General features: G+C 64.8%; 13 protein-coding genes. 8 read left to right on the top strand and 5 right to left on the bottom strand.

Features of this window, described 5'->3' with window-relative positions; translation table 11 throughout:
* Positions 1–4 precede the first annotated feature (4 nt).
* Positions 5–1,006, top strand: coding sequence for an NADP-dependent oxidoreductase (locus NKH80_RS13010; protein WP_352991865.1), 1,002 nt, complete (start codon positions 5–7; stop codon positions 1,004–1,006).
* Here the strand turns inward: NKH80_RS13010 and NKH80_RS13005 are convergent.
* A complete protein-coding gene (locus NKH80_RS13005) occupies positions 999–1,928 on the bottom strand; it encodes a sugar kinase (protein ID WP_352505788.1) in 930 nt (309 codons plus the stop codon). The genes NKH80_RS13010 and NKH80_RS13005 overlap by 8 nt on opposite strands.
* A 157-nt stretch (positions 1,929–2,085) precedes the next feature.
* Here NKH80_RS13005 and NKH80_RS13000 point away from each other — a divergent pair, with 157 nt between their 5' ends.
* Together NKH80_RS13000 and NKH80_RS12995 are read left to right on the top strand one after the other, a co-directional pair.
* Positions 2,086–2,532, top strand: coding sequence for a FixH family protein (locus NKH80_RS13000; protein ID WP_352451991.1), 447 nt, complete (start codon positions 2,086–2,088; stop codon positions 2,530–2,532).
* 7 nt (positions 2,533–2,539) lie between these two features.
* A complete protein-coding gene (locus tag NKH80_RS12995) occupies positions 2,540–3,739 on the top strand; it encodes a cytochrome-c peroxidase (protein ID WP_352991863.1) in 1,200 nt (399 codons plus the stop codon).
* A gap of 66 nt (positions 3,740–3,805) precedes the next feature.
* On the opposite strand, the gene NKH80_RS12990 is transcribed toward NKH80_RS12995, so the two are convergent.
* Positions 3,806–4,285 carry an Lrp/AsnC family transcriptional regulator gene (locus NKH80_RS12990; RefSeq protein ID WP_502900941.1) on the bottom strand — a complete coding sequence of 160 codons (480 nt, stop codon included), beginning with the start codon at positions 4,283–4,285 and terminating at the stop codon, positions 3,806–3,808.
* A 136-nt stretch (positions 4,286–4,421) separates the two neighbouring features.
* On the opposite strand from NKH80_RS12990, the gene putA reads away from it, so the two are divergent.
* On the top strand, positions 4,422–8,033 hold the full coding sequence (putA, locus tag NKH80_RS12985) for a bifunctional proline dehydrogenase/L-glutamate gamma-semialdehyde dehydrogenase PutA (protein WP_352991858.1): 3,612 nt from the start codon (positions 4,422–4,424) through the stop codon (positions 8,031–8,033).
* Positions 8,034–8,104: 71 nt separating this feature from the next.
* On the opposite strand, the gene NKH80_RS12980 is transcribed toward putA, so the two are convergent.
* The 3 genes from NKH80_RS12980 to NKH80_RS12970 are packed head-to-tail and all read right to left on the bottom strand — an operon-like array spanning position 8,105 to position 12,024.
* Complete coding sequence (locus NKH80_RS12980; protein ID WP_352991856.1) at positions 8,105–9,403, bottom strand: energy transducer TonB family protein; 1,299 nt, start codon at positions 9,401–9,403, stop codon at positions 8,105–8,107.
* A gap of 36 nt (positions 9,404–9,439) precedes the next feature.
* On the bottom strand, positions 9,440–9,871 hold the full coding sequence (locus tag NKH80_RS12975) for a hypothetical protein (protein WP_352470344.1): 432 nt from the start codon (positions 9,869–9,871) through the stop codon (positions 9,440–9,442).
* A gap of 5 nt (positions 9,872–9,876) precedes the next feature.
* Entirely contained in the window at positions 9,877–12,024 is a 2,148-nt protein-coding gene (locus NKH80_RS12970) for a TonB-dependent hemoglobin/transferrin/lactoferrin family receptor (RefSeq protein ID WP_352991854.1), read from the bottom strand.
* 285 nt (positions 12,025–12,309) lie between these two features.
* On the opposite strand from NKH80_RS12970, the gene hemP reads away from it, so the two are divergent.
* The 4 genes from hemP to NKH80_RS12950 are packed head-to-tail and all read left to right on the top strand — an operon-like array spanning position 12,310 to position 15,612.
* Positions 12,310–12,516 carry a hemin uptake protein HemP gene (gene hemP, locus NKH80_RS12965; protein ID WP_254818229.1) on the top strand — a complete coding sequence of 69 codons (207 nt, stop codon included), beginning with the start codon at positions 12,310–12,312 and terminating at the stop codon, positions 12,514–12,516.
* 9 nt (positions 12,517–12,525) lie between these two features.
* A complete protein-coding gene (locus NKH80_RS12960) occupies positions 12,526–13,584 on the top strand; it encodes a hemin-degrading factor (protein WP_352991852.1) in 1,059 nt (352 codons plus the stop codon).
* Positions 13,585–13,594: 10 nt separating this feature from the next.
* Entirely contained in the window at positions 13,595–14,503 is a 909-nt protein-coding gene (locus tag NKH80_RS12955; protein ID WP_352991850.1) for a heme/hemin ABC transporter substrate-binding protein, read from the top strand.
* 5 nt (positions 14,504–14,508) lie between these two features.
* Positions 14,509–15,612, top strand: a complete 1,104-nt coding sequence (locus NKH80_RS12950) for a FecCD family ABC transporter permease (protein WP_352876315.1) — start codon at positions 14,509–14,511, stop codon at positions 15,610–15,612.
* Positions 15,613–15,621 lie beyond the last annotated feature (9 nt).

The raw sequence follows: 15,621 nt of genomic DNA, 5'->3' as shown, positions 1-15,621 counted from the left end.
TGCCATGAAGGCATTCGTTGTCGATAAGTATAATAAAAAGGGCACCCTGCGGCTGGCCGAAATGCCGGAGCCGGAGCTCCAGGACAGCGATGTCTTGGTCGAGGTCCATGCCGCAGGGGTGAACCTGCTCGATTCCAAGGTCAAAACCGGAGAATTCAAGCTCATCCTGCCCTATCGCCGGCCCTTCATCCTGGGCCACGACGTGGCTGGGAAGGTTATCCGCGTGGGATCGAAAGTCAGCAAGTTCAAAGCCGGCGACGAGGTCTATGCGCGGCCGCGCGACGGCCGGATTGGGACATTCGCCGAATTCATTGCCGTGAATGAGGCCGACGTAGCCTTGAAGCCCGAGAATCTCAGTATGGAAGAGGCGGCGTCGATTCCCCTGGTCGGTCTCACCGCCTGGCAGACGCTAATCGAACGGGCAAACCTGAAGAAGGGGCAGAAGGTCTTCATTCAGGCTGGTTCCGGCGGCGTCGGGACATTTGCTATTCAGTTGGCCAAGCACCTCGGCGCGACCGTTGCGACAACCGCGAGCGCGGCGAGTGCCGATCTGGTCAAAAGTCTCGGCGCCGATGTCGTCGTCGACTACAGGAAAGACGACTTCGAGAAAGTTCTGTCGGGCTACGATGTCGTCTTGAACAGCCAGGACGCCAAGACACTGGAAGAATCCCTGAGCGTGCTGAAACTGGGTGGCAAGCTCATCTCCATCTCCGGTCCACTGGATGCCGAATTTGCCAGGGAAAAGGGACTGAACTTGATGCTGAGGCTGGTGCTGCGCTTCCTGAGTCGCGGAATTCGGGCCAAAGCCAAGCGCCGTGGTGTGCAGTTTTCGTTCCTTTTCATGTGGGCGCAGGGCGATCAGCTGAGCAAAATCACCGCTCTCATCGAAGCCGGCGCGATCCGCCCGGTTGTGGATCGGGTCTTTCCATTCGAAGCGACCAATGACGCCTTGGCCTATGTCGAAACAGGACGCGCCAAGGGCAAGGTCGTCATCAAGGTCAGATAGCAGTTGCCTCGAACGCAGCCTTGAGCGTCTCGAACGGCGCCAGGGCGCCGCGCACCTGCACGACGGCGGCGGCGACGCGATGGGCGCGCAGCACCGCCTCTGCCGGGGCATGGCCGGCAAGGCGGGCGGCGAGGTAGGCGCCGTTGAAGGAGTCGCCGGCGCCGGTGGTGTCGACCGGCGCGGCGACATGCACCGCCGGAACCGATTGCAAGGTTCCGTTTTGCGCGATCAGCGCCGGTTCCTCACCGTTCTTGACGACGACTTCGCCGGCCAGCTTTCGCAGCCGTTCGGCTGTTTTCTGCGGTGTCGTATCACCAAACAGCATCTGCTCGTCGGGAAAGGTCGGGAGCGCGATGTCGGCGACGGCGAGTGCCTCGAGGATCGCGGCCTGCGCGTCCTCGCGCCGGCGCCACAGCCGCGGCCGGTAATTGGGATCGAAGGCAATCAGCGAGCCGGCCGCGCGCGCCGTGGCCACGGCCGTCAGCAGTACCTTGCGTGGAGCCTCGTCGAGGATTGCCAAAGTGATTCCGGAAAAATAGACAAGCGCCTGATTTTCAAGGCTTTTCTGCAAAGCGGCTGGGTCCGAAGCCAACTGCCTTGCGGCCGCATCGGCCCGCCAATAGGTGAAAGAACGTTCGGCGCCGGTCAGCGTGATCGCATAGAGGCCGGGGCGGGCGCCCGCTATCACCGGGCTGGCGCCGATGCCGATGCCGTTCTCGGCCAGGAACTTGATCTGGTCGCGTGAGAACGGGTCGTCGCCGAAGGCCGACACATAGGTCGCCGGCCGCTCGCCGCTCAAGGCATGCAGCGCCCACAAAGTGTTGAACGTGTCGCCGGCAAAGCCCATGCGCCAGTTCGGCCCGGCCTGGCCCGAAAGCTCGAGCATGCACTCGCCGATCGAGGCGATGCCGTTTCCTGCCATGAAGCACTCCTCCATCCTGCAATTGCGGTGCTGTAGCTTTTTGCAGCCGGCAGCGCCATGCTTGGCGACGGCGGATTCTTACACTGGGCGCGATTTCCCACAGGGGCGTGGGACGCGATCTGCCCAGCGAAACGTTATCCGCAGAACAGGAATGGGTTTGGCATCGTTATGGCGTTATCTTCTTGGGGGCCTCGGCCTGGCTGCCTTGCTCGCCGGCGTGCTGGCAATCGTCTATCTGACGGCGCCGCATGCGCCGCAACCAAGCTCGGATGTCGGCCGTTCCAAGACGACGGCGAACAAGCTGTTCGCGGCGACTTTCGAGCCCGAGAAAGGCGTCATCCGGCAGGGCGAACTGGAATCCTGGCTGCTGACGCTCAAAACCGTCGAGGGTGCGCCGGTGGAAGGTGCTGCGATAACGATTTCCGGCGGCATGCCGCAGCACAAGCACGGTCTGCCGACCAGCCCGCAGGCGACCGATTACCTCGGCGCGGGGCGCTATCGCATCGACGGCGTGAAATTCACGATGAGCGGGTGGTGGCAATTGCATTTTGCCATTTCCGCTGCGGCCGGTTCGGACACTGTCGTCTTCAATGTGGTGCTGTGAGCCACTGATGAGCCGGTTTCCCAGTCTTCTCGCGTTGGTGGTGGTGGCCGTGCTTGCCGGCTGCGGCAGACCGGAGTTCTCCGATGCCGAAAAGCAGACCATCGCCTCGCTGGCGCTATCCAGGCTGCCGCCGCTGAAGCCCGACACCACCAATCGCTTCGCCGATGTGCCGGCCGCCGCGGCACTCGGCTCGACGCTGTTCTTCGACACCGGGATGAGTGGCGACGGCACGGTATCGTGCTCGACCTGCCACAAGATCGACCGCCAATTCCAGGACGATCTGCCGCAAGCGGTCGGGGTCGGCCGCACCAATCGTCGTACCATGCCGTTGGCCGGCGTCGCTCATGATCCCTGGTTCTTCTGGGACGGGCGGCGCGACAGCCTGTGGGCGCAGGCGCTGACACCCCTCGAAAATCCGCTGGAGCAGGCCGGCAACCGCGCCGCCTTCGCGCATTACATCAAGGCCCGCTTCGGCGAGCGCTATGAGCGCATCTTCGGCCCGCTGCCGAACCTTTCGGGCGTGCCGGCCAATGCCAGCCCGCTCGGCACCGATGCCGAGAAGGCGGCCTGGAAAGCCATGCCCGCCAGCCAAGCTGAGGAGGTCAACCGCGTCTTTGCCAACATCGGCAAGGCGATCGCCGCCTTCGAGCGCTCGATCGCGCCGCCGCAGACACGCTTCGACCGCTTTGCCATCGACCTGGCTGCGGGGGCCGAGCCGAAAGGCGACGCCGCCTTTTCGCCGGAGGAAATCCTCGGCCTGAAGCTGTTCGTCGGCAAGGCCAATTGCGTGACCTGCCACAATGGCCCGCGTTTTACCGACGGCAGCTTCCACAACACCGGCGTGCCGCCGGTCGCGGGCCTGCCGCCGGATCGCGGCCGCGTCGACGCGGTACGCCAAGTCGAGGCCGATCCGTTCAACTGTTTCGGCGCCTTTCGCGACGGCGATGCCAGCGCCTGCCGCGAACTGCGCTTCATGGTCAAGGCCGGGCCGGAACTCGTTCGTGCGTATAAGACGCCGTCGCTGCGGGGTGCCGCCACCCGGCCGCCCTACATGCATGCCGGGCAGTTTTCCTCGCTCGACGAGGTGGTGGCGCATTATTCCAAGGCACCGGCAAGCGTCGAGGGCACATCCGAGATCCACGCGCTGCAGCTTTCGGACCACGAACGCGCGGCGCTGGTGGCGTTTTTGAAGACACTGGCGGAGTGAGGGTGGCTCAGCGCGCTGTGTAGCGATCCTTCGCTGTCCCGCCAACATTACCGCAACAGCGCTCTCCTACCGATCCTTCACCGTCTCCATCGCGACAAACGTCGAGGTCTGGGCAACGTGCGGCAGGGCGGAGATCCGCTCGCCGAGCACGCGGCGATAGGCGGCGATGTCGGTGGTGCGGACCTTCAGCAGATAGTCGAAGCTCGACGCCATCATGTGGCACTGCTCGATCTCCGGCACCGCCTGCACGGCGCGGTTGAAGGCGTCGAGCGCGGCCGAGCGGGTGTCGGACAGTTTCAACTGGACGAAGGCGACATGACCTTCGCCCATGCGCTCGCGATCGATGATCGCCTGGTATCCCCTGATAAAGCCGTCCTTTTCCAGCCGCTTGACCCGCGCCTGCACCGGCGTCTTCGACAGGCCGACTTTTGCCGCGAGTTCCGACATGGAAAGCCGGCCATTGCTGCCCAGCGCCGACAGGATGTTCCTGTCAATGCGGTCCAATTGGTCTTCTGTCACTGAAATTCTGGTCAAATTGGCGGGCATCAGCCGTCATGATAGATCAATCGACCTGCGCTGTCGATTTCTTTGGACCGACGGCGATCGGGCTTTGTGCTAGCTTTGCGCCATTCGGTCCGGCGACCGCCGGCCCGCTCCCTGATGCTTGCTCTACAGGACCGTCATGCCAGCACTCGATGCCATCCGCCAGCAGATCCGTGCCAATTACCTGCCTGACGAAGACGAGGCTGTGAACCGGCTGGCCGAGGCGACGGGGCTTTCAGGGAAAGACCGAAAGGCGATCTCGGCCCGCGCCGCCGATCTGGTGCGAGCAGTGCGCGGCTCGTCCGATCCGCGGCTGATGGAAGTCTTCCTGTCCGCCTACGGCCTCTCGACCAAGGAGGGCGTGGCGTTGATGTGCCTGGCCGAAGCGCTGTTGCGGGTGCCCGACACCGAGACGATGGACGACCTTATCGCCGACAAGATCGCGCCGCACGACTGGTCGGCCCATGCGGGCGGCTCGAGCTCGATCTTCATCAATGCGTCGACCTGGGCGCTGATGCTGACAGGCCGGGTGCTCGACGAAGGCGAGGGCGGCATCGAAGGCACGCTGCGCGCCATGGTGCGCCGGCTGGGCGAGCCGGTCATCCGCAAGGCGGTCGCGGCTGCCATGCGCGAAATGGGCGAGCAGTTCGTGCTTGGCCGCACGATCGCCGAGGCCGTCAAGCGCGGCCGGCCGATGACACAGAAAGGCTATCTCTATTCCTTCGACATGCTGGGCGAGGCGGCCCGCACCGAGGCCGATGCCTTGCGCTATCTCAAGGCCTATGCCGACGCCATCTCGTCGCTCGATGCCGGCGCCAACGGCCCCGACATCCGCCAGAACCACGGCATCTCGGTCAAGCTTTCGGCGCTGCATCCGCGCTATGAAGTCACGCAGAAGGAAAAGATGCTGCCCGTCATGGCCGAGCGGCTGTTATCGCTGGCGCTGGCGGCGCGCCATTCGCGCATGGGCCTCAACATCGACGCCGAGGAAGCCGACCGCCTCGATTTGTCGCTCGACGTCATCGAACGGGTGCTGGCCGAGCCGGAACTTGCCGGCTGGAACGGTTTTGGCGTCGTCGTCCAGGCCTATGGACCGCGCGCCGCCTTCGTCATCGACTGGCTCTACGAACTGGCGAGGAAATACGACCGCGGCATCATGGTGCGGCTGGTCAAGGGCGCCTATTGGGACACCGAGATCAAGCGGGCGCAGACGCTCGGGCTCGACGGCTATCCGGTCTTTACCCGCAAGGCTAACACCGACGTCTCCTACCTGGCTTGCGCCAAGAAGCTGTTGGCGATGACCGACCGCATCTATCCGCAATTTGCCACCCACAACGCCCACACCGTCGCCGCAATCCTGTCGATGACGACGGACCGCGATACGTTCGAGTTCCAGCGGCTGCATGGCATGGGCGAGGCGCTGCATGAGACGGTGCGGCGGACCGAAGGCACGCGCTGCCGCATCTATGCGCCGGTCGGCGCCCATTCCGATCTGCTCGCCTATCTGGTCCGCCGGCTGCTGGAGAACGGCGCCAATTCCTCCTTTGTCCACCAGCTCACCGACGAGGAGGTCGAGCCCGAGGACATTGCCCGCGACCCGCTGGAAATCGTTGAGAAGCAAGGCCCAGCCGCCAATCCGGCGATCGTGCCGCCGTCGGCGATCTTTGGCCCCGGCCGGCGTAATTCCAAGGGTTTCGATATCACCGACACGCTGACGCTCGCGGCGATCGACAAGGCCAGGGCCGAGTTCGCCGGGCCGGACCGCTGGCACGCCAAGCCGGTCAGCCGCGCCGCCGGCTACGGCAAGCAACGTCCGGTGGTCAATCCGGCAAAACCTTCGGAAGTGGTCGGCACGGTCAGCGAGGCCGGCGCCAAGCAGGTCGAGACCGCCGTGCGCATCGCCGTCGAGGCACAACCGGCGTGGGCAAAACGCCCGGTTGCCGAGCGCGCCGCCATCCTCAACCGGGCGGCCGATCTCTACGAAGCGAACGCCGTCGAGTTCTTTGCACTCGCCGCCCGCGAGGCCGGCAAGTCGCTCGCCGACGGCGTTGCCGAGGTGCGCGAGGCGGTCGATTTCCTGCGCTATTATGCGGCCGAGGCCGCAAATGCCGAGGCGGGCACCGAGGCGCGCGGCGCCATCGCCTGCATCTCGCCGTGGAATTTTCCGCTCGCCATCTTCACCGGGCAGATCGCGGCGGCACTCGTCACCGGTAATTCCGTCATCGCCAAGCCTGCCGAACAGACACCGCTGATAGCTTTCCGTGCTGTCCAGCTGCTGCGCGAGGCCGGCGTGCCGGAGGATGTCATCCAGCTTCTGCCCGGCGACGGCCCCTCGGTCGGCGGCCCGCTGACCGCTGACCCGCGCATTGCCGGCGTCTGCTTCACCGGCTCGACCGAGGTCGCCAAGCTGATCGAAAAGCAACTCGCCGACACCGCCGCGCCCGACGCCATGCTGATCGCCGAGACCGGCGGCCTGAACGCCATGATCGTCGATTCCACTGCGCTGCCCGAACAGGCGGTGCGCGATATCCTGGCCTCCGCCTTCCAGAGTGCCGGCCAGCGCTGCTCGGCATTGCGCATTCTCTACGTGCAGAAGGACGTCGAGAAGAAGATGCTGGAGATGCTGAAAGGCGCGATGGAAGCACTCAGCCTCGGCGACCCCTGGCGGATATCGACCGATGTCGGCCCGGTCATCGACGACGAGGCGCAAGCGTCGATCCGCGACTACTGCACCAAAATGGGCCTGCAGGGCCGGCTGATCGCCAAACTCGAAGCACCGAAGGATGGCCGCTTCGTTGCGCCGCACGTCTTTCGGGTCAAGGGCATCGAGGAGCTGGAGCGCGAGGTGTTCGGGCCGGTGCTGCATGTCGCCACCTTCGATGCCGACGAGATCGATGCGGTGATCGCGGCGATCAACCGCAAGGGCTATGGCCTGACCTTCGGCCTGCACACCCGCATCGAAGGCCGCGCCCAGCATTTCGTTGACGGCATCCATGCCGGCAACATCTACGTCAACCGCAACCAGATCGGCGCCGTCGTCGGGGCGCAGCCGTTCGGCGGCGAGGGGCTTTCCGGCACCGGGCCGAAGGCCGGCGGGCCACATTATCTCCGGCGCTTCCGCAAGGGGCCTGAGGCCGGCACCCATCTTGCCGATGGCCGCAAGGTGACGGCGACCGAGCTCGCCGACAATCTGCCGGACCCGACGTTTAGCGGCTGGTCGACGCGGCCGGACCGCGTAGCCATCCTGAGGAAACATCTGCGCGGCAAGGGCGCCGCGGCCATCGGCGCTGCAGCCGCGATCGATTTCGGCCAGGTCGACCTGCCCGGGCCGACCGGCGAGGCCAACACGCTGTCGCTGTCGCCGCGCGGGCGCGTGCTGTGCCTCGGTCCCGACGCGGATACGCTGCTTGCCCAGACCATCCAGGCGCTGGCCGCCGGCAATGCCGTGCTCGCCGTCGCACCCGGCGCGCCGGCAGCGCTATCAGCGCTGATCGGCAAGGGCCTGCCGCTGGCGGCGATCGACGGCCGGCCGGACCCGGTCGAAGCGCGCTCGCTGCGGGTCGATGTCGTGGCCTTTTCCGGCACGCCCGAGGCCGCGCGCATCGTGCGCAAGGTCATCGCCGAGCGCGCCGGCCCGATCGTGCCGCTGGTCAGCGAAGTCTATTATCCGGCCGCCTATGCGCACGAGCGCGCCGTCTGCGTCGACACCACGGCGGCGGGCGGCAATGCCAGCCTGCTGGCCGCTGCGTAGGTTTTTTCGCCAGGGTTCGCGTATCGCGGGCAGCGGCGGCGCCGACTTTGGTGCCGGCATGGGGATGGTCGCTACCTGATACCGAGCGGCACTTCGAACTGCCAGGCCGAGCGACCGGCTCCATCTGGGATAGGGGGAAACGGAGAAGCCCGGCGGACTGCGTCGAGTGCGGCTTGGTCCAGCGCGGCAACACCCGAACTGCCCGTCAGCCTGGCCGACCGGACGCTGCCATTCGATGCGACGGTAAAGGCGACGGTAGCCGTGCCGGTGGCGCGCGAGCGTGTCGAATTGAACGCCCGCACCAGCTTAGCCCTGATCTTGCCGGGATAGTTGGTGACGGCTGCATTGCCGACGCCTGATTTGCCGCCCCTGCTGGCGGTCAGGATCTTGCCGTCCTTCTTGCCGTCGGCCGCGCCGCGCGCGACATCCGTTTCGTCACGGCCGCCGGAGCCGGTCTTTTTCTTCTTGGAATCGGCTTTGGCAAGTGCCTTGCTCGCTTTCTTGCGCAAGGCCGGCTTTTCGGGCTCGTTTGGTTCGGCCCTCCTGGCCGGCTTTTTCTGTGCGGTTGCCTTTTTCGGCTGCTTGGGCTCCGGCCTTTCCAGCTTCGGTTCTTCCGCCGCGCCGATTGTCTCGGTCGTCTGAACCGTTTCGGCCGGCGCCGGGTCGGCCGGTGCCGGAGCACTCGTCTCGGCAGGCTCGGCCGTTTCGACCGCGCTGACTGGCGGCGGCACGGCATTGTCGTCGGCAGGCACCAGCCTGTCGGTCGCAAGAATGTCGGGCGATGGGCCCTGGCGGGCAGGCTGGACGGGTTGGGCAGGTGCGGGATCGGTGCGATCGGCAGGCGCAGCAGCTTCCGTGGCGGCCTCGCTGACCGGCTCGACCACTTCTGTTCCGGAAGCTTCGGCCGCGCCAGTGACCGGCTGAAGCGTCTCCTCCGCCGCAGTCGCCTGTGCCTCGATCGTTTCCACCGGTTTGGCGTCCAGCATCGTCACCATCGTCACGTTGGCCACGTCCGGGTCGTCTCCGACATCGCCGGCTGCCTGCTGCGGGTCGGCGCCGAGCAGCAATTCGCCTTGCTGGTCGGCACCTTCGATGCTTGGCCGATCGTCCGGCAGCGTGAGAAAGGCCAGCGCCACGGCTACGTGGAATGCGCAAGAGCAGGCGATCGCCACCGTCCAGTTGCGGCGCCGCCGCGTCTGTCGTGCCTGCCGCAATGGCTCCGCAGGCACCGTCGGCAGGTCGCCGTCGGCATCGGCGATGTAACTGTCTTCCGGCCCGTCGCGCAGCGAAACACGCAGCGCCTCGCGCGGGATGGCGAAGTCCGGATCGTCCGGCTCCGGCGGCAGGAAACCGGCTAGTGGCCACGCCACGGCGTTTCGCGCGAATGCGGGTTCCAGTCCCAAAATTCAGACCCCGAAGGCGATGCCGGTCCTGGTCTGCGTCTTCAGCCCGCGCATGCAGGCATTCGGCTCGGCGCCGGCGCATTCCGTGGCGCTGTTGATCAACACGCGGCTGACCTTGCCGCAATCCGTGCCGGCAAGATCGAAACGCGTCACCTTGGTCTTGCCTGCCGGCAGCTCCTTGAAGTCGAGCACGGTCAGCCGGTCGACGACGCCGGCCTCGTTGAACAATGCGATCTCGAATGCCGCCTTGGAAAGGTCGGCGCCGAGATTGTTGGTGACCACGAAGGTCAGGCGGCAGCCCTTGTCGGAAGGCTGCGCGCCGTTGAGCTCGAGGATCAGCGCCGGTGCTTGCTGTTGTGTCCACGCCGGAGCCGCAACAAGCGACATTGCCAGCACCGCGGCGAACAGACGAAGGGATGCTGTGATGCCTGTCATTGTTGTCAGCCTCCAAACCTCATCGTCGCCGCCAGCTTCAGGGTGACGCCGGGCTCGTAGACGACGCTCGTCGTCGATGCGTTCAGCGGGTTGGCGTATTTGACGTCGAACAGATTGTCGGCGCGGAAATCGACCTTGAAATTGTCGGTCGCCTGGTAGCTGGCGAAGGCATTGACCAGCGCATAGTCCTTGGCCACCGCGTTGCCCTGCGGCTTGCCGTTGTATTGCACCTCGCCGCCGATGGTCAGCCTGTCCTCGAGGAAGCGAAAGCCGAGTTGCCCGGTAACCTGGGAGGAGGGGACGGTGACAAGGTCCGCCCGTTCGCCTTCATAGGAGATGGTGTGGCCGTCGGTGACCGACGCCGACAGCCCGGCAAAGCCCCAGGCGGTGTCATAGACGCCCTCCATCTCGAAGCCGTGAATCCTGGCCTTGGCGAAATTCTGGTACTGGAAGCAGATCGGGATGCCCGGACCGAATGGGCAGCCGCTGGTCGGGTCGAACGGCGACAACGTCACGCCGTCGATGTAGTCGTCGACGTTGTTGTTGAAATAGGCCGCCTTCAGCCGCAGCGCGTCATCAGCCTCGATGACACCATTGGTGCTGTAATTGACGCCAAACTCCACCGTCTTGCCGATTTCAGGCTTCAAATTCGGATTGGGGAGAAACGGGAAGCTGACGCCTGACGGATGATTGCCGCTGATCAGCGTCTCCGACAGCGACGGAGAACGGTAGCCTTCCGCATAGGTGCCGTAGAATTGCAGCCCGGAAAGGCCGGCGGTTTCGAAGGGCGAAACGCCCACTGTGATGCGTGGCGACAGCCGGTTGCCAGAGGTTTCGCCGACATCGCTGTCGAGCTTGTAGCTGTCGTAACGCAGCCCGGCGATGACCTCGAGCCAGTACCAGGTGAGCTTGTCCTGAACGTAAGCGCCGGAGACGTTTCTATCGCCCGAAGGCGTGTAGAAACTGTCGCCGCCCGCCGCGCCGCCTGTCTCGACATCGTCGCCGACCCAGTCGCCGCCATAGGTCAGCTCATGCGCGATTCCAACGGTCTCGAATCTCGACGTGTTCCAGATGTCGATGCCGGAAGTGCCGATATCGAAGGTCGATATTGAACCCGCTGGCAGGATGATCGGAAGACCGGTGACCGGATCAAACCGGTTTTGCGCGACAAGGGTCGTCAGATCGAGCTTGGTCTTGTTGTAAGATGCGTTGATGTGGAGATCGAGCCAGCTCCTGTCTTCGTCGGTGATGTTGTAGCGGGCCGTGAAGGTATTCGCCTTCAGGTCGGGGTCGTTCACCGGCGCACTGCCGCTGGTTTCGGTCCATCCGTCGTTCGAGCCGATCCAACCGAGCTTCAGCTCGCTGTTGTCGCTGGGGCGGATGGTCGTCTTGAGCAGCCCGCTCAAGACATCGAAGCCGGTGCCCGCTACAGTGTCGCCGCCGCCATGCTTGTAGTCGTCATAGTCGCGGTAGACGATGTTGCCGAGCACGTCCCAATTCTCGTTGATCCGATAGGCACCGCTGGCGCTGGTGGTCCAGCCTTCGCCGTTGGTTTCGTAGCGCCCGGTCGCTGCTGCCGCCCAGGTCTCGTCGGACTTGAGGAAATCCTGCGCATCTTTGGTGTCGAAAAAGACGACGCCGCCGATCGCCCCGGAGCCATAGGTGTTGGCGACCGGGCCGCGGATCACGTCGACGGATTTGATTAATTCGGGATCGATGTAGAAGGTCGATTGCGTGCCATGATCCGAGCGCTGGAAATTCTGACGGGCGCCGTCGACGATGACTGAGACGCGGCCGAAATCCTGCAGGCCGCGGATGTTGATGCTGGAGCTGACACGCCTTGCGTCGGCCTGGACGGCGACACCCGGCACACCGAACAGCATTTCGTTGGGCGTCGTCGCCATGCGGCGATCAAGCTGTTCCTCGTCGACATGGCTGGCTGAACCAAGCGACTCGATCGCCGTCTCGCCGGTACGGCTGAGGATCAGGATCTTGTCGAGCAGCGTGGTACCCGTCGGAGCCGGCTTTGCCTGTTCGGGCTGTTGTGACGGGTCAGTCCGTTGCTGGCCGGTTGCCGGTTGGGCGGCCTGCTGGGCGCCGGCCGGCGTGGCGAGCAGCGGGATCGCCGCCGCGCCGGCCAGCAACGCGGCCATTTTGCTTGCCGTAGACCCCATTTTTCTTGCCGTCGACCAGTGTGCCAGGCCGCTGCCCGCCGGCCGTCCCCAATTCGCCAACCCCATGCTGCAACTCCAAGAATCCATGTTCGATGCTGGCTGGCTTGGGGCTCGCTGGCATTTTTATCGCGTCCGGCGTCTTAAATGTTGACTCATACTCCGGTATTGCACTGCTAGATAACATGACCATTCGAGTCAAGAATTGAATCGGCATTTCACGCAGGCGCCGAGCCAGATGCCCGGCACAGGAAAGGGATCGAACCAATGAACACGCACAATCCCAGCGACTTTCGCTATCGCGTCCGCCGTTCCGACGAAAATTCCATCCGTTTCGAGCGGGTCCAATCGGCCGTGAGAACGCTGTCCAGCAACACGCTGTTCCAGGGTGAGCACGAGATCGGCATCGAGCATCACGGTGCGCTGTATCGGCTGAAGATCACCCGGCAGGGCAAGCTCATCCTCAACAAGTAGGTGGTAGAAATGGACCAGCGCGTAAAACCCGCCCCGCACGAGATCCGGCGGGCACGGGCAGACAATCCGAAGATGCGCGAGCGTGACCTCGCCGCCCGGCTGAGGATTTCGGAGGCCGAACTGGTCGCCGCGCATTGCGGCGACGGGGTCGTGCGCGTCGAGCCGCGTGTCAACGACCTCTTGACTGGCCTCGAAGCTGTCGGTGAGGTGATGGCGCTGACCCGCAACGAAAGCGCGGTGCACGAGAAGATCGGCGTCTACGACAAGGTCGTCAGCGGCAATCACAATGCCATGGTGCTCAGCGAAAACATCGACCTGCGCATTTTCCCAAAAGTCTGGGCGCACGGCTTTGCCCTGGAAAAGCGCGATGGCGCCGACATCCGCCGCAGCCTGCAGTTCTTCGACACCGCAGGCGAGGCGGTACACAAGGTGCATCTCAGGCCAGCCTCCAACCTCTACGCCTATCAGAAACTGGTGGCCGGGCTGGAATCGCCGAACCAGGAGCCGACGGTGGCGATTTCAGCGGGCACGGCTGACGAGACCGAGACTGCGGACAATTCGGCGGGCGTCGACGATCTGCGCAACCGCTGGAGCCAGTTGACCGACGTGCACCAGTTCTTCGGCATGCTGAAGACACTGAAGATCAGTCGCCGACAGGCGGTGCGCATGGTCGGCCCGGACTACGCCTGGCTGGTCGAGAAGGATGCGGTGAACGCCATGTTCAACCACGCCGCTGCTGGCGCCATGCCGATCATGTGCTTTGTCGGCAATCGCGGCTGCATCCAGATCCATTCCGGCCCCGTCGTCTCGATCAAGCCGATGGGACCATGGCTCAACGTGCTCGACGAGACCTTCCATCTGCACCTGCGGACCGACCACATCGATGAGGTCTGGGCCGTGCGCAAGCCGACCAAGGACGGCCATGTCACGTCGCTCGAAGTCTATGGCGCCGACGGCAAGATGATCATCCAGTTCTTCGGGAAGCGGCACGAAGGCGAAAGCGAGCGCGAAGACTGGCGCTTTCTGGCCGAAAACCTGCCGCGTATCCCAAGCCCGACCGCAGCCTGAGGAAACGACGATGGTTCTTGTCTCCAGGCTGGCATCGGTCTCCAGGCCGGCGCTTGGTCCTGCGGCCGCCGTTTTCTTGGCATTCGCCGCGCTGATGACGGCTCAAGCCGCCGAGGGCATCGCGACTTTCGCCGATCGCTCGAGGATCGTGGCTATTGGTGGCTCGATCACCGAGATCGTCTACGCGCTCGGCGAGCAGGATCGGCTGGTCGCCCGCGATTCGACCAGCCGTTACCCCGACGCGGCGCTCAAGCTGCCTGACGTCGGCTACATGCGCCAGCTGTCGCCGGAAGGCGTCCTGTCGGTCAATCCGTCGGGCATACTGGCGCTGCACGGCAGCGGGCCGAAGGAAGCCGTCGACGTGCTGAAGAAAACGAGCATCCCGTTCATCGAGGTGCCCGAGCGCTATGATAATCAAGGCATTCTCGAAAAGATCCACATCGTCGGCAAGGCGCTCGGCACCGAGGCCAAGGCCGATGCGCTGGCGGCCCAGACAGACGCCAAGCTGAAGGCAGCTGAAAAGCAGACCGCCTCGATCAAGGAGCGCAAGCGCATCCTGTTCGTGCTGTCGATCCAGGGCGGCAGGCTGCTTGCCGCCGGCAGCGACACCGCCGCCGACGGCATCATCAAGCTGTCGGGCGGCATCAACGCCATCGATGGCTTTGCCGGCTACAAGCAATTGTCGGACGAGGCAGTCATCACCGCCAGGCCCGACGTGATCCTGATGATGAACAATGCCGGGCCGGTCACCGCGGATGACGAATTGTTTTCGAACCCTGCCGTCGCTTCGACGCCGGCGGGTGCAGCCCGCACGCTGATCCGCATGGACGGCGGCTACCTGCTCGGCTTCGGTCCACGCACGGCCGACGCCATCCATGATCTCGCCGTCTCGCTCTATGGCAGCCAGGTCGCGGATTGAGCGCGATGGCCGATCATTCGATCGCCGGTGCGGCGGCCATCATGGCGACGGCAGCCGAGGGTGACCGTTCGCGGCGCGCCCGCATCGTTATCGTGCTGCTCTGCGTCGGGCTGGCTATCGCCGTGCTGTTGTCGCTGACCTCCGGCGCATCCGATGCCTCGGCCATCGGCGTCATGCACAACTGGCTGTTCGGCGCGTTGCCCGGCGACGCGGCGTTGAGCGCCCGCGACCGCCTGATCATCCATGACATCCGTCTGCCGCGCATGATTCTGGGCGTGCTGATCGGTGCATCGCTTGCCGTCTCCGGTGCCGTCATGCAGGGGTTGTTCCGCAATCCGCTGGCCGACCCCGGCCTGATCGGCGTTTCGGCTGGATCGAGCCTCGGTGCGGTCGCCGTCATCGTGCTTGGTTCGACCATGCTGGCGCCGTTGACTTCAGCGCTCGGCACGACGGCTTTGCCGCTGGCTGCGTTCTGCGGCGGCCTGGCGACGACATTGCTGCTCTATCGGGTCGCGACACGACAAGGCCGGACCTCGGTCGCCACCATGCTGCTCGCCGGAATCGCGCTGGCGGCGCTTGCCATGGCGCTGACCGGAATCCTGATCTTCATGGCCGACGACCGGCAATTGCGCGACCTGACCTTCTGGCAGCTCGGTTCGCTGGGCGGCGCAACCTGGCAAAAGATCGGCTCGGTCGGGCCGGTCATCGTGCTGGCGCTGGCGGCAATGCCGTTCCTGGCGCGCGGCCTCAACGCGCTGGCGCTTGGCGAGGCCACCGCCGGCCATCTCGGCATCCCGGTGCAGCGGCTGAAATACACCGCCATCATCGGCGTCTCGGCAGCGGTCGGCGCCTCCGTCGCGGTCAGCGGCGGCATCGGCTTCGTCGGTATCGTCGTACCGCATTTGCTGCGTTTGCTGATTGGCCCGGACAACCGCTATCTGCTGCCTGCATCGGCACTGCTTGGTGCGGCGCTGCTGCTTTTGGCCGACGCCGCCGCCCGCACCATCGTCGCCCCGGCCGAATTGCCGATCGGCATCGTCACCGCGGTCGCCGGCGCACCGTTCTTCCTGTGGATACTGCTGCGTAAGCGCGGCGTCATCGACCTGTGAGAGACCGTT

Origin of the sequence: Mesorhizobium sp. M0904 (assembly GCF_040319475.1) — a bacterium.
Taxonomy (GTDB): domain Bacteria; phylum Pseudomonadota; class Alphaproteobacteria; order Rhizobiales; family Rhizobiaceae; genus Mesorhizobium.
This window is presented reverse-complemented; position numbering and strand designations above follow the sequence as displayed.

Bases quoted from the DNA above. Each gene is read 5' to 3' on its own strand.
- NKH80_RS12955 (WP_352991850.1), top strand. From the start codon at position 13,595: ATGGTTCTTGTCTCCAGGCTGGCATCGGTCTCCAGGCCGGCGCTTGGT.
- NKH80_RS12960 (WP_352991852.1), top strand. From the start codon at position 12,526: ATGGACCAGCGCGTAAAACCCGCCCCGCACGAGATCCGGCGGGCACGG.
- NKH80_RS13005 (WP_352505788.1), bottom strand. From the start codon at position 1,928: ATGGCAGGAAACGGCATCGCCTCGATCGGCGAGTGCATGCTCGAGCTT.
- NKH80_RS12950 (WP_352876315.1), top strand. From the start codon at position 14,509: ATGGCCGATCATTCGATCGCCGGTGCGGCGGCCATCATGGCGACGGCA.
- putA (WP_352991858.1), top strand. From the start codon at position 4,422: ATGCCAGCACTCGATGCCATCCGCCAGCAGATCCGTGCCAATTACCTG.
- NKH80_RS12995 (WP_352991863.1), top strand. From the start codon at position 2,540: ATGAGCCGGTTTCCCAGTCTTCTCGCGTTGGTGGTGGTGGCCGTGCTT.
- NKH80_RS13010 (WP_352991865.1), top strand. From the start codon at position 5: ATGAAGGCATTCGTTGTCGATAAGTATAATAAAAAGGGCACCCTGCGG.
- NKH80_RS12970 (WP_352991854.1), bottom strand. From the start codon at position 12,024: ATGGCCGCGTTGCTGGCCGGCGCGGCGGCGATCCCGCTGCTCGCCACG.
- NKH80_RS12975 (WP_352470344.1), bottom strand. From the start codon at position 9,871: ATGACAGGCATCACAGCATCCCTTCGTCTGTTCGCCGCGGTGCTGGCA.
- hemP (WP_254818229.1), top strand. From the start codon at position 12,310: ATGAACACGCACAATCCCAGCGACTTTCGCTATCGCGTCCGCCGTTCC.
- NKH80_RS12990 (WP_502900941.1), bottom strand. From the start codon at position 4,285: ATGCCCGCCAATTTGACCAGAATTTCAGTGACAGAAGACCAATTGGAC.